The sequence below is a fragment of the Streptomyces sp. NPDC051561 genome (genome assembly GCF_044454195.1).
Taxonomy (GTDB): domain Bacteria; phylum Actinomycetota; class Actinomycetes; order Streptomycetales; family Streptomycetaceae; genus Streptomyces.
In genome coordinates this window covers 218,347-234,915 of record NZ_JBITDM010000007.1, presented here as the reverse complement: position 1 = coordinate 234,915, position 16,569 = coordinate 218,347, and the positions used below count along the sequence as shown (strand labels likewise).

Genomic DNA, 16,569 nt, shown 5'->3' with positions numbered 1-16,569 from the left:
GTACGGCCGGCTCCGCCGCTACGACTGACCGCCGCGCGCCTGCAGCGAGGCCAGGTACGCGTTGTACTCCGCGAGCTCCTTGTCGCCGTCCCGGTCCGCCGCCCGGTCCGAGCGACGGGCCACCCGCTGCTCGGAGCGGTACCACTGGAAGACCAGCGCGATCAGTACCAGCACGGAGGGGATCTCGCTGAACGCCCAGGCGATGCCGCCCGCCGCGTTCTGATCGGCGAGCGCGTCGATGCCCAGCGAGGCGGGCGGGTTCTTGTACGCCTCGACCATCGGCTGGGTCGCCATCATCAGGGCGATGCCGAAGAACGCGTGGAACGGCATTCCGGCGAACAGCTCCAGCATCCGCATCACATAACCGGGCCGGTGCGGCCCCGGGTCGACGCCCATGATCGGCCAGAAGAAGACCAGGCCGACGGCGAGGAAGTGCACCATCATCACCACGTGGCCGACCGTGTTGCCCATCAGCATGTCGAAGAGCGGCGTGAAGTAGAAGCCGTACAGGCTCGCGATGAACAGCGGGATGGTGAACGCCGGGTGCGTGATGATCTTCATGTACCGGCTGTGCAGCAGGGCGAGCAGCAGCTCACGCGGACCCTTGCGGCCCTTGCGTCCGCGTCCCGACACCGGCAGTGCGCGCAGCGCCAGGGTGATCGGTGCGCCGAGCAGCAGCAGGATCGGCGACAGCATGCTGACGATCATGTGCTGCACCATGTGCACGCTGAACATGACCATGCCGTAGTCGTTGAGCTTGGTGCACATCACCAGCATCACGGTCAGTACGCCGACGACGAAGAAGACCGTCCGGCCGATCGGCCAGTCGTCACCGCGTCGCTTCAGCCGCACCACACCCCACCCGTACAGGGCGAGCGCCGCCAGGCAGCCGATCAGGAAGAAGGGATCGGGGGACAGCTCCAAACCCCGTCCCAGCGTGAACGGCGGCAGATCCATGTTCATGCCGTGCCCGCTGTGATCCATCCGGTGACTCCTGTTTTCGTGCCGCCTGTTTCGTGCTGGTTGTCCGGTCCAGAGTAGAACTGCCCCCGGCCGCGTCGGCGACCGGGGGCAGCTCTGGGAGCCTGTGGGCTACAGCACGCACTCCGCTTCCGCGTACCGCTCCGCGGGCACCGTCTTCAGCTCCTCGACGGCACCGGTCAGCGGCACCATCTCGATGTTCGTGCCGCGCAGCGCCGTCATCATGCCGAACTCACCGCGGTGCGCCGCCTCCACCGCGTGCCAGCCGAAGCGGGTCGCGAGGACGCGGTCGTACGCGGTCGGCGTGCCGCCGCGCTGGACGTGCCCGAGGATCACCGGGCGGGCCTCCTTGCCCAGGCGCTCCTCCAGCTCGATCGCCAGCTGGTTGGCGACCCCGGCGAAACGCTCGTGCCCGTACTGGTCCTTCTTGCCGATGTCGAACTCCATCGACCCCGCACGCGGCTTCGCCCCCTCCGCGACCACCACGATCGCGAACCGCTTGCCCGCCGAGAACCGCTTGCCGACCAGCTCGGTCAGCTCCCCGATGTCGAAGGGCCGCTCCGGGACGACGATGGCGTGCGCACCGGCCGCCATGCCGGAGTGCAGCGCGATCCACCCGGTGTGGCGGCCCATGACCTCCACGATCAGCACCCGCTGGTGCGACTCGGCGGTGGTCTTCAGCCGGTCGAGCGCCTCGGTGGCAACGCCCACCGCGGTGTCGAAACCGAAGGTGACGTCGGTGGACGCGATGTCGTTGTCAATGGTCTTGGGTACGCCGACGATGGGCAGCCCCGCCTCGGAGAGGAGGTGGGCGGCCTTGAGGGTGCCTTCGCCACCGATCGGGATGATCGCGTCGAGGCCGAGGTCGGCGACATGGCCGCGGGCGGTCTCGACGCCGCCGCGCAGATGGGCGGGCTGGACCCGGGAGGAACCGAGGATGGTGCCGCCGCGCGCCAGGATGCCGTTGACATCGTCGAGTTCGAGCGGGCGGTAGTCGCATTCGAGGAGACCGCGCCAGCCGTCGTGGAAGCCGATGACTTCGTCGCCGTGGTCGGCGACGGCGCGGTGGACGACGGAACGGATGACGGCGTTCAGGCCGGGGCAGTCGCCGCCGGAGGTGAGGACACCAATGCGCATGGCGCGAAAACCTTTGCAACGTGGGCCGAATGACCGGACCACGTCGTCCGGGCGGGGTCCCGTCACCCTACAAGCGAGGGATGACGGGACCGAACCGGACGTCCAACCGGTGGACTTTCGCGGCGATTTCACCGCATGAGCTCACCCGGGCCCATGTGAGCCACCTTTTCCGCGTGCTCTGCCGTGGGCCACGTGTTCTGCCCGGGGCACGCGTTCCGCGCGGTCCGCGGGTCAGGCGGGCTGTGTGGCGCTGCTGATGCGCTCGGCGCGCAGCGCCTCGTACCAGCGGTCGTCGGTGGGCGGCAGGGCGTTCACATCGAGGGCCAGCTTCAGCAGCAGGTCCGCGATCAGCGGGTTGCGGGCGAGGACCGGGCCGTGCATGTACGTACCGAAGACGGTGTCGTTGTACGCGCCCTCGGTGCCGTCGCCGGTGCCGTTGCCCTTGCCGAGGCGGACCCGGGCGAGGGGGCGGGCGGTGGGGCCGAGGTGGGTGATGCCCTGGTGGTTCTCGAAGCCGGTGAGCTGCGGGAGGTTCAACGGGGCGTCGATGTCGGCGAGTACGTCGCCCACGCAGCGCTCGCCCTCGCCACGGGTGGAGATCACGTCGAGCAGACCGAGACCCTGCTCGCGCTGGCCGAGGTCGTTGATGAACTCGTGGCCCAGGATCTGGTAGCCGGCGCACACGGAGAAGACGATCGCCCCGTTGGAGACGGCCCGGCTCAGCCCGCCGTCCTTGCGCAGCCGCTCGGCGGCCAGCCGCTGCGGGCGGTCCTCACCGCCGCCGATCAGATAGATGTCGCCGGAGGTGGGGATGGGCTGGTCGCTGCGTACGTCCACGCGCTGCACATCGAGACCGCGCTGACGGGCCCGGCGCTCGACGACGAGGGCGTTGCCCTGGTCGCCGTACGTGCTGAGCAGGTCCGGGTAGATCCAGACGAGCCGCAGACTGCTGTCGTTCATTCGAGTCATGTCCTCTGCGATTTCCGTCAGTTGCCGACGCGGCGGCGGAGGTCCTGGAATGCGGTGTAGTTGGCGATCGTCTCGATCAGCCCGGGAGGTGCCATCCGGACGGCCTCGTCCAGGTTCTCGCAGACCCGGAAGTCCAGGCCCGCGACCTCAAGTCGTACCGCCAGGTCCAGCTTGCGGTCGCCGAGCACGAAGATCGGGTGACCGGCGAGCCGGGTGTAGTCGACGTCCCACAGCCAGGAGGTGTCGGTGCCGTCGGCGCCACGGGCGTTGACGGCCAGGACCACCGGCGTCGGCGGCGGGTTGATCAGCGAGAAGGTCTCCAGCCAGCCGGCCGGGTTCTTCGCGAGCAGCAGCCGCAGCTCACGGTTCTCGAACTGGACGATGTCGTATCGTCCGGCCACCGCCTGCACCTGGTACATCCGCTCCAGCGCCACCTGCGGCGGTACGCCGAAGGTCGCGGCGACGGCGGCCGAGGTGGCCGCGTTCGCCTTGTTGGCGCGGCCCGGCAGCTGGAGGTGGATCGGCCACGCGCTGCCGTGCGGGTCCAGGACGTGGTCGCCGGAGAGCACCCAGCTCGGCGTCGGACGGCGGAAGCCGCAGTCGCCGCAGAACCAGTCGTCGCCGGGACGCTGCATCACACCGCCGCAGGAGGGGCACGACCAGGCGTCGTCCTTCCACTCCTGCCCGGCGGCCACCCACACCACGTTCGGCGAGGACGAGGCCGCCCACACGATCAGCGGGTCGTCCGCGTTCGCGATCACCACGGCCTTGGAACCGGCCAGGCCCTCGCGCCACTTCTCGGCCAGCATCCGGGTCTCGGCGGCCCGGTCGAGCTGGTCGCGGGAGAGGTTGAGCAGTGCGATCGCCTTGGGCGTCACATCGCGGGCCACCCCGGCGAGGTACTTCTCGTCGACCTCGATCACGCCGTACTTCGCGTCCGAGCCGCCCGCCAGCGCGGACGTGATGCCCGCCGGCATATTGGCGCCGAGCGCGTTGGAGACGACCGGACCGCTGGCCCGCAGGGCCTCCGCGATCAGCCGGGTCGTCGTCGTCTTGCCGTTGGTCGCCGAGACAAGCACCACGTCCAGATGCTGTGCGAGCCGTCCCAGCAGATCCGGGTCGAGCTTGAGCGCGACCTTTCCACCGATCACCGAACCGCTACCGCGTCCCGCGGCACGGGACACCGCCGCCGCGGCCTTGCCTGCCGTCACGGCCAGCTTGGCCCGCGGCGACAACGGCTCCGTGTTGCCTGCCATCGTCACTTGTCCTCCTTGCATCCGGCGCCGCACTTGCCCCAGGTCCACCGGTCAACAGTCCGGGCTCAGCCTATCGATGTCCCGCCGGGTGCCCGAACCGCGGCACCGGTGGGGGAGAGCCCGGAGGGCCTCGACGGTACGTGACACGGCGCGGAACGTACGCTTACGCCCATGCGACACCGCCCCATTCCCGGCAGTTCCGGCACCGTACGCGCCATGAGGCTGCTCGGCGACCCCGTACTGCACGCCCCCTGCGAGCCCGTGACCGACTTCGGCCCGGACCTCGCCCGCCTCGTCGAGGACCTGTTCGCGACGATGTACGCGGCCGAGGGCGTCGGCCTCGCCGCCAACCAGGCCGGCGAGTCGCTGCGGGTCTTCGTCTACGACTGCCCCGACGACGACGAGGTCCGCCACCTCGGCCACCTGGTCAATCCGCGCCTGGTGGAGGCAGACGGTCCGGTGATCCGGGGCCCCGAGGGCTGCCTCTCGCTGCCCGGCCTGGAAGCGGGCACCGAGCGCTTCGACCACGCGGTGGTCGAGGGCTTCACGATGACCGGCGAACCGGTACGCGTCGCGGGCACCGGCTTCTTCGCCCGCTGCCTCCAGCACGAGTGCGACCACCTCGACGGGACGCTCTACCCGGACCGGCTCAGCGGTTGGCGCAGGGCGAAGGTGCGACGCCAGGCGCGGAAGACGGCGTGGGGGCGTACGGACGCCTCCTAGGGTTTTTGGCGGTACGTCCAGGTCTTCCGCGGTACGTCGCGGTGGTCGTCGCGGGTCGGTGTCCTGACCGGGCGTACCCCTCCGTCGGGCCGCCGTGCTCCGTCGGCGTGCCCCGCCCCCGTAGACGCGGGGGCTCAGAAGCCGGGGCCGCCCGGGCGGTCGCCGGCTGCGGCGAGGCGGCCCCACAACAGGTCGGCCAGGCTGGCGACCAACTCGGCGCGGGAGCACGGGCGTTCACCCAGCCACCAGTCACCGGCCGCGTGCATCATGCCGACGATTCCGTGGCCCCAGACGCGGGCCAGCTGCTCGCTGTTCGGGCCGAGGTCGACGCGCTCGGCGATGACCTCCGCCAGCTCCTCGCCCATCCGCCGCAGCAGCGGCGCCGAATGCCGGCCGACGTCGAAGCCCTGCTCGGGCTGCGGGGCGGCGGTGTCCTCCGCCGGATGCATCAGGAAGCGGTAGACCTGCGGGCGGGCCTCGATCGCGGCCAGGTAGGTGTCGAGCGTGCGCTCCACCCGCTCGCGGCGCTCGGCCGGGGCGTCCAGGGCCGCGCGCAGGGCGGAGAGCAGGGCGTCGGTGTGGCGCTTGGCGAGTGCGCGGTACAGGCCGCCCTTGTCGCCGAAGTGGCGGTAGAGGATCGGCTTGGTGATGCCCGCCTCGGCCGCTATCGCGTTCATGGACGCCTGCGGGCCGTCCCGGAGCACCACCCGGTCCGCCGCTTCGAGCAGTTCGCGACGCCGGTTCTCGGTGGTCGAGCGCTGCCCGGTGCCCTGCCCACCCGGCTGTCCGGCCTGCCGCGCGACCTGCTGTGTGGTGTCCATCGTGTGCACTCCCCGCCCAAGCGAATCCGTTCCGTGACGCCCGCGCAACGTAACACTGCCCACTGACAGGCAGCTGTTGACAGGGGCTACTCATCGGTAACACACTCGGGGTTACCGCAAGTAACGTGCACGCGCTGGAGGGGACATGGCCGAGTTCACGCTCGATCTCAACGATGACCAGAAGCAGGTCCGCGACTGGATCCACGGTTTCGCCGCGGATGTGATGCGCCCGGCCGCCGCGGAATGGGACGAGCGTGAGGAAACGCCCTGGCCGGTGATCCAGGAGGCCGCCAAACTGGGCATCTACTCGCTCGACTTCTACGCGCAGCAGTACTTCGACCCTACGGGGCTCGGCATCCCCATGGCTATGGAGGAACTGTTCTGGGGTGATGCGGGTATCGGACTGTCCATCGTCGGGACCGGCCTGGCCGCCGTCGGCGTCCTGGCCAACGGCACCGAGGAGCAGATCGGCACCTGGATACCCCAGATGTACGGCGACGCCAATGATGTGAAGGTCGCCGCCTTCTGCTCCTCCGAGCCCGACGCCGGCTCCGACGTCGCCTCGATGCGCACCAGGGCCGTGTACGACGAGGCCAAGGACGAGTGGGTCCTCAACGGCACCAAGACCTGGGCGACCAACGGCGGCATCGCCAACGTCCACGTCGTCGTCGCCTGTGTGGACCCCTCCCTCGGTTCCAAGGGCCACGCCTCCTTCATCGTGCCGCCGAACACCCCCGGCCTCTCCCAGGGCCAGAAGTTCAAGAAGCACGGCATCCGCGCCTCGCACACGGCGGAGGTCGTCCTGGAGGACGCCCGCGTCCCCGGCTCCTGCCTCCTGGGCGGCAAGGAGAAGCTCGACGAGCGCCTCGCCAGGGCCCGCGAGCGTGCGGCCAAGGGCGGCGGCGAGCGCGTGAAGAACGCCGCCATGGCCACCTTCGAGGCCTCCCGCCCGGCAGTCGGCGCGATGGCCGTCGGCACCGCCAGGGCCGCCTACGAGGTCGCCCTCGACTATGCGAAGACCCGCGAACAGTTCGGCCGCCCGATCATCGACAACCAGGGCATCGCCTTCCAGCTCGCCGACATGCGCACCCAGATCGACGCCGCCCGTCTCCTGGTCTGGCGCGCCTCCTGGATGGCCGTCTCCGGCAAGCCGTTCACCGCGGCCGAGGGCTCCATGTCCAAGCTCTACGCCAGCGAGGTCTCCAAGAAGGTCACCGCCCAGGCCGTCCAGATCCTCGGCGGCAACGGTTACACCCGCGAGTACCCCGTGGAGCGGATGCACCGCGACAGCGCCATCTACACCATCTTCGAAGGCACCAGCGAGATCCAGCGCCTGGTGATCGCCCGCACCCTGTCGGGAATGCCCATCCGCTAGACGTAGGCGCGGGCGCGGACACAGATGTAGTAGCGGGCGTACCCGCCCGCCCGCCGCCCGGGGTAACGCTCCTGCGGCGACTTCACGGAGGCGGCCCTCCCCACCCGGAGAGGGCCGCCTCCGTCGAGCGTGCGCCGGGTGAACGCCCCGACAGGCCCCGCACAGGCCCCGGCAGGTCAGCCCGGCAGGTTGGCTTCGATCGCCGCGACGACCACCGTGTCGGTCGGCTCGGTGCGGGGGCGGAAGCGGGCCACCACCTCACCCTGGGGGTCGGTGAGGAACTTCTCGAAGTTCCACTGCACGTCGCCGGCCTCGCCCTCCGCGTCCGCGAACTGGGTGAGCTCGGCGTAGAGGGGGTGGCGGTGGTCGCCGTTCACCTCGCTCTTTTCCAGGAGGGGGAAGGACACTCCGTAGCTCGCCGAGCAGAACTCAGCGATCTCCTCCGCGCTGCCCGGCTCCTGGCCCGCGAACTGGTTGCACGGGACACCGAGCACGGTGAAGCCCCGGTCCGCGTAGGTCTTCTGGAGCTGCTCCAGGCCGGTGTACTGGGGCGTCAGGCCGCACTTGGACGCGACATTGACGATCAGGACCGCCTTGCCCTTGTGTGCGGCCAGGCTGGTCGGGTCGCCGTCCAGGGTGCGCAGCGGGATGTCGTACAGGCTCATGCGCTGTGTCCTCCTCAATTCCTCGGGAGCATCGAATGTCCCGAATCCGCAGGCTAACGCGCGCCGCCGACAATCAGGCGGCTGCCCCGGTGAGGATCACCGAGCGGGAGAGGTTGCGCGGACGGTCGGGATTCATGCCCCGGCGGGCGGCCAGTTCCACGGCGAGCCGCTGGGCACGCACCAGGGACGCCACCGGGTCCAGCAGATCCGCGCTGAACAGGGCTCCGGTGAAGGACACTTCGTCCTCAAGGCCGGCCGGCGGCTCGCCGAACGACCAGACCAGGCTGTGCTCGTCGCTGATGCTGATCGGGCCGTGCCGGTACTCCATCGCGGCGTACGACTCGGTCCACGCCCGGGCCGCCTCGCGCAGCTTGAGCGCCGCCTCGTCGGCCAGGCCGACCGTCCAGCCACGGCCGAGGAAGGTGAACTGGCTGCGGTCGAGCCACAGGCGGGGGAGCGGCTCCTCCACCGAGAGCTCACCGTCCGCGATCGAGGCGGCGAGGTCGAACCCGAGACCGGCCCGCAGGAGTTGGAGCGCGGTGGTGGCGAACCGGGTCTGGACGACGGATCTCTCGTCGGCGAAGGACAGGTCGACCAGGGCGTCCGCGTGATCCGCGACCGGCCCTCCGGGGACCCCCGTCAGTACAAGGGCCGGGATGCGGCCGGAGACCTCCGCCAGGAGCACCAGCACCTCGGTCGTGGTGCCGGAGCGGGTGAGGGCGACCACGCGGTCGTACGGGCGGCCGAGGGCCGCCTCCGAGGCGGCGTAGGCGTCGGTCTCGCCCTGGCCCGCGCGCTCGCGCAGGGCGGCGTAGGCGCGGGCCATGTAGAAGGAGGTCCCGCAGCCGACGACGGCGACCCGTTCGCCGGGCTGCGGCAGGTCGTGTCCGACGGTGGCGGCCAGTTCGGCGGCGCGGGCCCAGCAGGCGGGCTGCGAGGCGATCTCGGCGGTGACATGGGCTGCGGCGGTCATGGTGGGGCTCCAGGGAGTGGTGGGGTGCGCGGCGGTGGCTGGGTGAGGGGTGACCCGATTCTTGCCAGGAGAGGGACATCCCGCAATGAGCAATGCAGGAGCAATGCGGGAGTAATCGGTGACCTGAGGAGAGAGCGCTCGGAGCGAGCCGGACGCGTTGTCAGTGGTGGCTCCTAGGCTCGGATCATGAGCGAGACGACGGGAGTGAGCAGAGGGCTGCGGGACCCGCGGGTGCTGGTGGAGCAGGCCGCCGAGTACCGGGTGCTGGCCGCGCGCGGTGATCTGCGGGGACTCGCGCACTCCGTGATGCGAGCCGCCTGCCGCAATGGGGCCATGACCGGGCCGGGGGCGGAGAACATGGCGTGGCTGCGCTCCCTCCCCGACGCGGACCGGCTGGCGCTCGGACGGATATGGGCGCGGTGGCTGACGACCGTTCGGGACGAAGGGCCGTACGTCTTCGAGGAGTTCGGGCGCGACCCCCGTTATCTGCGTGCGGAGCTGCTGGTGGTCGCGAGTGGGGTGGTGCTGGGGCTCGACGGTGATCTGCTCGCTGCCGAGCGGCAGGCCCGACTCGCCGGGATCGGGGGCCAGTTCGTGATCGGTTCCGGCAACCGGGACTGGGAGCTGGCCGCCGCCGAGCTGATGGCCGGACGGGTGCCGGGCCCCGAAGTCCTGGCCGTTTTCCGGCGCACCGCACTGGCCGGCCACGCCGAGCCCGCGCTGCGCGAGACGTCGGCCGCCTTTCCGGGCCCGCCGCTCAATCCGGGTGAACCCTGGGCCGACCAGGCACTCAGCGACGCGGCGGCGGGTGGCGAGCCCTGGTACCGACTGCTCGCCCACGCTGCTCCGTTCAGCGCCCGTACCCCCTCCAAGCGCTGGGCCACCGCCGGTCGCGCGCTGCTCGAAGGAGCGGGCCCGGAAGCCGTACGCAGGCGGATCCTCGCCTGGTTCGCGCTCACCGGCCTGCCCCGCACGGTCCCGCTGCGCAGCCACCGGTACGGGGACATCGACCTGGCCCACCGCCCCGACCCGTACAACGCGCAGGCGCTGCGGGGGCTTTGCTGGCTGCTGTCGCTGCTGGCGCCCACGCGAAGTTCGGTGACAGCCCTGTCCCGCCTCACCGGGACGTCCCTGGATCCGATGCCCAGTGGTCGTGCGGCAGCCCCCGAAGTGGCCGAGGCGGCGGTGGTGGCGCTGGGGCTGTGCGGTGGGCAGGACGCGCAGGCGGAACTGAGGGTGCTGGGCCAAAGGGTCACCCACCGGACTGTGGCACGGAGAATCGCCGCCGCCGAAGCCGCCACCGCAACCGCACCGCGCCTCAGTTCCCGGGACCCGCCCCGCACGACGCCCGCACCACCAGATTCGGCCGCAACTGCACCTGGTGCAGCGGTGACGCCTCGCCCTCCGCCAGACGCCGCAGCAGGATCTGCGCGGCCAGCCGGCCCACCTGGAACTTGGGCGGTGAGACGGCGGTGAGCGGAATCTCCGCGACGTCCGCGAACTCGTTGTCGTAGCTGACCAGCGCCAGGTCGTCCGGCACCCGCAACCCCGCCCGCCGGGCCGCCGACTGGACCAGGGCGGCCTCCCGGTCACCGAAGCACAGGGCGCCGGTGACGCCTGCGGCGACGAGCGCCGCCACCGCGGAGTCCGCCCGGGACGGATTCCACTCATCCATCCTGGCCGCGTCGTACACCGGCTCCGCCAGGCCGAAATCCGTTACGGCGCGGGCGAACCCGGCACGGATGGGGGCCGCCGTCGCCGCATCCGTACGGACGACCAGACCGAGGCGGGAGTGGCCGAGGGTGCGCAGATGACGGACCGCGTCGTACGCCCCGCCCTCGTGGTCCGTGCAGACGTGCTCGGTGGGGTCGCCCGGCCCGGCCGCGGTGAGCCGGCGCTCCACCAGGACCGCGGGGACGGGCAGCGCCAGCAACTCCTCGGCACGGCGGGCCGGATCACCCTCCACGTGCAGGCCCGGAACCAGGAGCAGCCCGTCCACACCGGACAGCAGCAGTTCGGCGATCGCCGCGTCCTCGGCCTGCCGGTCGTAGTGCGAACAGGCCAGCACGAACTGGGCCCCCGCCTCGGCCAGCACCTCCTGGATGCCCTGGATGACGCGGGGGTAGTAGAACGTGGTGTCCGGGACGAGGACGCCGACGACGCGCCGGTGGTTCGGCACTCCGGGGGTCCGGCCGAGGGCGAACGTGCCCGCGCCCTGCCGCCGTTCGACCACTCCCTGGGCGACCAGGTCCTCGTAGGCGCGTCGGACCGTGGTCACGGAGAGGCCCGTCTCGGCGGCCAGCGCCCGTTCGGTGGGGAGCTTGCTGCCCGGTGGCCAGGTGCCGTCCTGGATGCCGCGCCGCAGATCGGCGGTGAGTTTGCGGAACTTCAGTTCTCGGGCGGTCACGGTTCTCCCAGATCCCGGAGCGAAATGCTCCTTGAATCCTAGCGTCAACGCTCCCTAGCATCCGTCGGTACTTCGGACCTCGGGCAGTTCGCGCGGCCAGCCGCCGATCTCACGGATCAGCGCCATGAAGGCGTGCTCCGCGGGGGAGAGCAGCCGGTCGCGCCGCCGCACCAGATTCACCGGGCGCGAGCGTGGCGCGGGCGACACCGGGACCACGACCAGCGCCCCGGACCGTACGTCGTCCACCACCGCGTGCTCCGAGATCAGCGTGACCCCGAGGCCCGCCGCCACACACTGCTTCACCGCCTCCGGACCCCATACGTCCCCGTGCGGCACGTCCGCCAACTCCCAGTCACCGAGCACCTGTTCCTGCAACTCCCGGGTCTGCGAACCCGGCTCGCGCAACAGGAAGCGGGACGTCCGGAGATCCTGCGGACGCACGTCCGCGGAGCCGGCCAGCGGGTGCGCCGGCGAGGCGACCACCACCAGCCGCTCGTCGAGGACCCTCTCGACCACCAACTGGTTGGCGGTCGGGGTCCCGGCCACCACCGCGATGCCGATGCCGCCGCCCAGCAGCCGTTCCAGTACCGCCTCGTTGTTGCCGACGAAGAGGTCGCAGACGATGCCCGGGTGCTCCTGCTGGTAGCGGGAGAGCAGCGGGGGAAGCAGATACGTGCCGACCGTCGTCGTACCGCCGACCAGGAGCCGGCCCGAGGCCAGACCGCTGACCTGCTGCACCGCGGAGACCGCCTCCTCGGCGAGCAGGAAGACCCGCTTGCCGTACTCGGCGAGTACCTCGCCCTCCGCGGTGGGGCGGGTCCTGGCGCCGGAGCGGTCGATCAAGGTGACGCGCAGCGACTGTTCCAGGCGGCGCACCTGGTTGGAGACCGACGGCTGGCTCATGTAGAGCTTCTGGGCGGCGGCGGAGAAGCCCTGGTGCTCGACGACCTGCATGAAGATCCACAGCCGGTGGAGGTTGAGTTCCACGTGCCCCCTCACGTCGATCACGCTTCTTGATCATGTGCGCGCGGTGAGCCTAACCGCGATCCGGCCGCGTGGGGAGGGGGCCCGTTGGCCCGAATACGGCTATGGCCGCTATAGCAATCCGAGAGGTTCTTCCCTCCCGTGCCCCGGGTGTACCTATGTCACACGGGGCGGCAGCCACCGCTCCGCGACTTCGACTCTCAGAGGTGGATCCGTACATGGAGCAGCTTCAGGTCAACGGCCGCGACTACCCGTGGCCCCAGCGGCCCGTCGTCGTGGTCTGCATCGACGGCAGCGAGGACGCGTACCACGAGCGGGCCGTCGCGGACGGGCGGATGCCGTTCCTGGAGAAGATGCTGGAGCGGGGGGCGGACCTGCGCGGCGACTGCACGATGCCGTCGTTCACCAACCCCAACAACATCTCCATCGCCACCGGGCAGCCGCCGGCCGTGCACGGCATCTGCGGCAACTACTTCTACGACACCGAGTCCGGCACCGAGATCATGATGAACGCCCCCGAGCTGCTGCGGGTGCCGACCCTCTTCTCGGAGTTCTCCAGGGCGGGCGGCAAGGTCACCGTCATCACCGCCAAGGACAAACTGCGCAGGCTGCTCGGCCGCGACCTGGTCGACGGCATCTGCTTCTCCGCCGAGAAGGCCGACCAGGTCACCGACGAGGACAACGGGATCAGCAAGGTCCTGGAGCGGGTCGGCATGGACCTGCCGTCCGTCTACAGCGCCGAACTCAGCGAGCTGGTGATGGCCGCGGGCGTCGACGTGCTGGAGCGGACCGGCCCACAGCTGATGTATCTGTCGCTCACCGACTACATCCAGCACAAGCACGCCCCGGGGTCGCCGGTGGCCAACGACTTCTACGCCATGCTGGACGGCTACTTCGCCAGGATCGACGCCCTCGGCGCGATCCTCGTGGTCACCGCCGACCACGGCATGAACGCCAAGTCGGACTCCGACGGGGTGGCCCAAGTGGTCTTCCTCCAGGACTTCCTGGACGGCAGGCTCGGCGAGGGCAGCGCCAGGGTGATCCTGCCGATCACCGACCCGTACACCGTCCACCACGGCGCGCTCGGCTCCTACGCCACCGTGCACCTGCCCGAGGACGCGGACCGGGCCGCCCTCGTCGCCGAGGTCGCCGCGATCGACGGCGTCGACACCGTCCTCACCCGCGAGGAGGCCTGCGAGCGCTTCGAGCTGCCGGACGACCGGATCGGCGACATCGTCGTCATCGCGACCCGCAACACCGCCCTCGGTACGACGCCCTCGCGCCACGACATCTCCGGCTTCAAGGAGCCGCTGCGCTCGCACGGCGGACTGACCGAGCAGAAGGTCCCGTTCCTGGTCAACGCACCCGTCGAACTGCCCGCCGGACACCGGCTGCGCAACTTCGACGCGTACTGGGTCGCCACCACCCTCGCGGCGGGCCGCTCCCTGACCGTCTGAGGTCACTGCTCCAGCCATCCATCCCACCCACCCGGCCCCGGCGCGCAGGCCCGGGCGCGCGCCGGGGCCGGGCCATGCCCGTTCACCGTGCCAGCCGTTCACGGCCGAAGCCACGGCCGCGGCCCAGCCGCACCGCTCATCCCCTACCCGTGCACGCCGAGGACAGGACGCCGCCGCCATGGCCGACCTCGCACCACAGCAAGGAACCGAAGAGCCACCACAGACCCTCACCACCCGAGAAGCACTGGACCAGGTCAACCCGGTCCTGGGCGCCGCCCGCGCCTCCCGCTGGCGCTGGCAGATCTTCGCGATCACCTGGGTCGCCTACGCGGGTTTCTACTTCGTACGGCAGGCCTTCTCCGTCGCCAAACTCGGCATCCTGGACGACCCCGCCGTCAACACCGTCCTCACCAAAGGGGTGTTGGGAGTCATCGACTCCGTCTACCTCGCGGCCTACGCCGCCGGCCAGTTCCTGTGGGGCATGTGGGCCGACCGGTTCGGACCGCGCGTCGTCGTCATCGGCGGCATGATCGGGGCGATCGTCGCCTCCTGCCTGATGGGCCTCAGCAGTGCCGTCCTCGTCTTCGGCGGTGCGATGGTCCTCCAGGGCCTCGCCCAGTCCGCCGGATGGGCGCCGCTCTGCAAGAACATGGGCAACTTCTTCACCGTCAAGGAGCGCGGGCGCGTCCTGGGGCTGTGGAGCACCAACTACGCCTTCGGCGGCCTGGCCGCCCCGCCCTTCCTCGGCTGGATGGCGTACTCGGTGTTCGACAGCTGGCAGGCGGCCTTCTTCGCCGGTGCCGCGACCCTCGCCGTCGTCCTCGGACTCTTCCTGGTCCTCCAGCGGAACTCGCCCAGGGACGTGGGCCTGGAGGACCCGGACCACGACCCGCACGCGGCCCACGCCGCCGACGGCGCCCCCGAGGAGAAGCTCACCGGTCTCGCCCTCTACCGCGAGACCGTCCGCGACCGCATGGTCCTCACCCTGGGCCTCTGCTACTTCCTGCTCAAGCCCGCCCGGTACGCGATCCTGCTCTGGGGTCCGGTGATCGTCGCCGAGCGCATCCCCGCGATCGACAAGGCGGGCGCCACCCTCATCCCGGTCGCCTTCGGGGTCGCCGGAGTCATCGCGCCGATCCTCATCGGCTGGGTCTCCGACCACGTCTTCACGTCCCGCCGCGCACCCGCCTGTGTGATCTCGCTGGGCATCCTGACCGCCGCCCTCGCCCTCTTCATGCCGCTCACCGCGACCGGCAGCGTCGGCGTGATGATCGCGGTGCTCGCCGTCATCGGGATCTCGGTGTACGCCGCCGACGCGATGATCTCCTGTGTCGCGGCCGTCGACTTCGGCAGTGCCAAGGGTGCGGGCACGGCCGCGGGGCTGGTCAACGGATGCGGTTCGGTCGGCGCGATCCTGGGCGGGCTGCTGCCCGGATTCCTCTCCGGCGGAGTCCTGTTCGCCATCTTCGCGGTGGCCGCCCTGCTGGCCGGCGTACTGATGGTGCCGCACTGGAACCGGTTGCCGAGGGCCGCGTAACCGGCGTACCCGCACGGAAGTCAACTCCCCGCTGGGGCGGCGTTCCTGCGGATGTCGCCCCCCGTACAGCCCGAATTGATCTTGTTCCTGTCGTGCGTCTTGAGAAGGGGACCCCATGTCAGTGAAGAGCGCCGTGGCCGGCAAAGCCGCCGTCAACCGTGCGGACACCGCGATCGTCGGCGGCGGCATCGTCGGACTCGCCCACGCCCTCGCCGCCGCCAAGCGGGGTGACAAGGTCGTCCTGTTCGAACGCGACGACTACGCGGTGGGCGCCTCCATCCGCAACTTCGGCATGATCTGGTCGGTCGGCCAGCAGCGCGGCGCCATGTACGACCGCGGACTGCGCAGCCGGGCCGTATGGCAGGAGATCTCCGAGAAGACCGGACTGTGGGCGGCCCCCAGCGGTTCCCTGCACCTCGCCCACCATGCCGACGAGGTCGCGGTCCTTGAGGAATTCGTCGACATCACCGAGCCCGCCCGCGCCAACGGCACCAGGATGATCACTGCCGCCGAGGCCCTGGAGCGCAGCTCGACCGCCGTCGAGAACGGGCTGCTCGCCGCCATGTGGAGCCCCACCGAGCTGAACGTCGACCCCCGCCGCGCGATACCCGCGGTCGCCGCATACCTGGTCAGCGAGTACGGCGTCGACATCCGCTTCGGCACCACCGTGCGCGGCATCGACATGCCGACCCTCTCCACCACGGCCGGCGACTGGCAGGCCGACAACGTCTTCGTGTGCAGCGGCAACGACTTCGAGACCCTCTACCCCGAGGTGTTCGCCGCCTCCGGCATCGTCCGCTGCAAACTCCAGATGATGCGCACCGGCGTCCAGCCCGGGGGCTGGGAACTCGGCCCGATGCTCTGCGGCGGCCTCACCCTCCTCCACTACGCCGCCTTCGACGACTGTTCCTCGCGCACCGCCCTGGCCGAGCGGATGGGCGAGCAGTACCCCTTCCACCGGGAGAACGGCATCCATGTCCTGCTCTCCCAGACCGCCGACGGCCGCCTCACCATCGGCGACAGCCACGCCTACGCCAAGACCCTCGACCCCTTCGAGAGCGAGGAGATCAACCGGGCCGTCCTGGACTACCTGGGCACCTTCGCGAGGCTCCCCGAGCCCGAGATCACCGAACGCTGGGTCGGCTTCTACCCGTCCCTGCGCGACGGCAGCACCGAACTCGTCGAGACCCCCGAGCCGGGCGTCACCGTCGTCAACGGAGTCGGCGGCGCGGGCATGACGCTCTCCTTCGGCCTGGCCCAGGAGCTGATCCCGAGCAGCTGACG

14 protein-coding genes are annotated in these 16,569 nt (G+C 70.6%); 5 read left to right on the top strand and 9 right to left on the bottom strand.

The genetic code is table 11. The features are described 5' to 3' along the window. Window positions 1–18: 18 nt before the first annotated feature. The 4 genes from ACIA73_RS18710 to ACIA73_RS18695 form a co-directional block, all read right to left on the bottom strand. Window positions 19–984, bottom strand: a complete 966-nt coding sequence (locus tag ACIA73_RS18710) for a cytochrome c oxidase assembly protein (RefSeq protein WP_399439651.1) — start codon at window positions 982–984, stop codon at window positions 19–21. A gap of 108 nt (window positions 985–1,092) precedes the next feature. Then, window positions 1,093–2,118, bottom strand: a complete 1,026-nt coding sequence (locus ACIA73_RS18705) for a 6-phosphofructokinase (RefSeq protein ID WP_399439650.1) — start codon at window positions 2,116–2,118, stop codon at window positions 1,093–1,095. A 231-nt stretch (window positions 2,119–2,349) separates the two neighbouring features. Further along, window positions 2,350–3,078 (bottom strand): type 1 glutamine amidotransferase, encoded by a 729-nt coding sequence (locus ACIA73_RS18700; RefSeq protein WP_399439649.1) that lies wholly within the window; start codon window positions 3,076–3,078, stop codon window positions 2,350–2,352. A 26-nt stretch (window positions 3,079–3,104) separates the two neighbouring features. Then, window positions 3,105–4,343, bottom strand: a complete 1,239-nt coding sequence (locus ACIA73_RS18695) for a MurT ligase domain-containing protein (RefSeq protein ID WP_399439648.1) — start codon at window positions 4,341–4,343, stop codon at window positions 3,105–3,107. Window positions 4,344–4,514: 171 nt separating this feature from the next. On the opposite strand from ACIA73_RS18695, the gene def reads away from it, so the two are divergent. Then, window positions 4,515–5,066 carry a peptide deformylase gene (def, locus tag ACIA73_RS18690; protein ID WP_399439647.1) on the top strand — a complete coding sequence of 184 codons (552 nt, stop codon included), beginning with the start codon at window positions 4,515–4,517 and terminating at the stop codon, window positions 5,064–5,066. Between the two features lie 134 nt (window positions 5,067–5,200). Here the strand turns inward: def and ACIA73_RS18685 are convergent, their stop codons facing one another. After that, window positions 5,201–5,887, bottom strand: coding sequence for a TetR family transcriptional regulator (locus tag ACIA73_RS18685; RefSeq protein WP_399439646.1), 687 nt, complete (start codon window positions 5,885–5,887; stop codon window positions 5,201–5,203). 145 nt (window positions 5,888–6,032) lie between these two features. On the opposite strand from ACIA73_RS18685, the gene ACIA73_RS18680 reads away from it, so the two are divergent. Further along, entirely contained in the window at window positions 6,033–7,262 is a 1,230-nt protein-coding gene (locus ACIA73_RS18680) for an acyl-CoA dehydrogenase family protein (protein WP_399439645.1), read from the top strand. Between the two features lie 176 nt (window positions 7,263–7,438). Here ACIA73_RS18680 and ACIA73_RS18675 read toward each other — a convergent pair whose 3' ends face one another. The 4 genes from ACIA73_RS18675 to ACIA73_RS18660 form a co-directional block, all read right to left on the bottom strand. After that, window positions 7,439–7,927, bottom strand: coding sequence for a glutathione peroxidase (locus ACIA73_RS18675; RefSeq protein ID WP_399439643.1), 489 nt, complete (start codon window positions 7,925–7,927; stop codon window positions 7,439–7,441). A 73-nt stretch (window positions 7,928–8,000) separates the two neighbouring features. After that, window positions 8,001–8,900, bottom strand: a complete 900-nt coding sequence (locus tag ACIA73_RS18670) for an SIS domain-containing protein (protein WP_399439642.1) — start codon at window positions 8,898–8,900, stop codon at window positions 8,001–8,003. Between the two features lie 1,318 nt (window positions 8,901–10,218). Next, entirely contained in the window at window positions 10,219–11,307 is a 1,089-nt protein-coding gene (locus ACIA73_RS18665; RefSeq protein WP_399439640.1) for a substrate-binding domain-containing protein, read from the bottom strand. Between the two features lie 54 nt (window positions 11,308–11,361). Then, window positions 11,362–12,315, bottom strand: a complete 954-nt coding sequence (locus ACIA73_RS18660; RefSeq protein WP_399439638.1) for a LysR family transcriptional regulator — start codon at window positions 12,313–12,315, stop codon at window positions 11,362–11,364. 194 nt (window positions 12,316–12,509) lie between these two features. Here ACIA73_RS18660 and phnA point away from each other — a divergent pair, with 194 nt between their 5' ends. From phnA to ACIA73_RS18645, 3 genes are all read left to right on the top strand, one after another. Beyond that, on the top strand, window positions 12,510–13,748 hold the full coding sequence (phnA, locus tag ACIA73_RS18655) for a phosphonoacetate hydrolase (RefSeq protein ID WP_399439637.1): 1,239 nt from the start codon (window positions 12,510–12,512) through the stop codon (window positions 13,746–13,748). A 178-nt stretch (window positions 13,749–13,926) separates the two neighbouring features. Then, window positions 13,927–15,285 (top strand): MFS transporter, encoded by a 1,359-nt coding sequence (locus ACIA73_RS18650; protein WP_399439635.1) that lies wholly within the window; start codon window positions 13,927–13,929, stop codon window positions 15,283–15,285. A gap of 115 nt (window positions 15,286–15,400) precedes the next feature. After that, window positions 15,401–16,567 carry a TIGR03364 family FAD-dependent oxidoreductase gene (locus ACIA73_RS18645; protein ID WP_399439633.1) on the top strand — a complete coding sequence of 389 codons (1,167 nt, stop codon included), beginning with the start codon at window positions 15,401–15,403 and terminating at the stop codon, window positions 16,565–16,567. Window positions 16,568–16,569 lie beyond the last annotated feature (2 nt).

Excerpts from the sequence above, each read along its gene's own strand:
- ACIA73_RS18710 (WP_399439651.1), bottom strand. The coding sequence starts at position 984 with ATGGATCACAGCGGGCACGGCATGAACATGGATCTGCCGCCGTTCACG.
- ACIA73_RS18705 (WP_399439650.1), bottom strand. The coding sequence starts at position 2,118 with ATGCGCATTGGTGTCCTCACCTCCGGCGGCGACTGCCCCGGCCTGAAC.
- ACIA73_RS18700 (WP_399439649.1), bottom strand. The coding sequence starts at position 3,078 with ATGAACGACAGCAGTCTGCGGCTCGTCTGGATCTACCCGGACCTGCTC.
- ACIA73_RS18695 (WP_399439648.1), bottom strand. The coding sequence starts at position 4,343 with ATGGCAGGCAACACGGAGCCGTTGTCGCCGCGGGCCAAGCTGGCCGTG.
- def (WP_399439647.1), top strand. The coding sequence starts at position 4,515 with ATGCGACACCGCCCCATTCCCGGCAGTTCCGGCACCGTACGCGCCATG.
- ACIA73_RS18685 (WP_399439646.1), bottom strand. The coding sequence starts at position 5,887 with ATGGACACCACACAGCAGGTCGCGCGGCAGGCCGGACAGCCGGGTGGG.
- ACIA73_RS18680 (WP_399439645.1), top strand. The coding sequence starts at position 6,033 with ATGGCCGAGTTCACGCTCGATCTCAACGATGACCAGAAGCAGGTCCGC.
- ACIA73_RS18675 (WP_399439643.1), bottom strand. The coding sequence starts at position 7,927 with ATGAGCCTGTACGACATCCCGCTGCGCACCCTGGACGGCGACCCGACC.
- ACIA73_RS18670 (WP_399439642.1), bottom strand. The coding sequence starts at position 8,900 with ATGACCGCCGCAGCCCATGTCACCGCCGAGATCGCCTCGCAGCCCGCC.
- phnA (WP_399439637.1), top strand. The coding sequence starts at position 12,510 with ATGGAGCAGCTTCAGGTCAACGGCCGCGACTACCCGTGGCCCCAGCGG.
- ACIA73_RS18650 (WP_399439635.1), top strand. The coding sequence starts at position 13,927 with ATGGCCGACCTCGCACCACAGCAAGGAACCGAAGAGCCACCACAGACC.
- ACIA73_RS18645 (WP_399439633.1), top strand. The coding sequence starts at position 15,401 with ATGTCAGTGAAGAGCGCCGTGGCCGGCAAAGCCGCCGTCAACCGTGCG.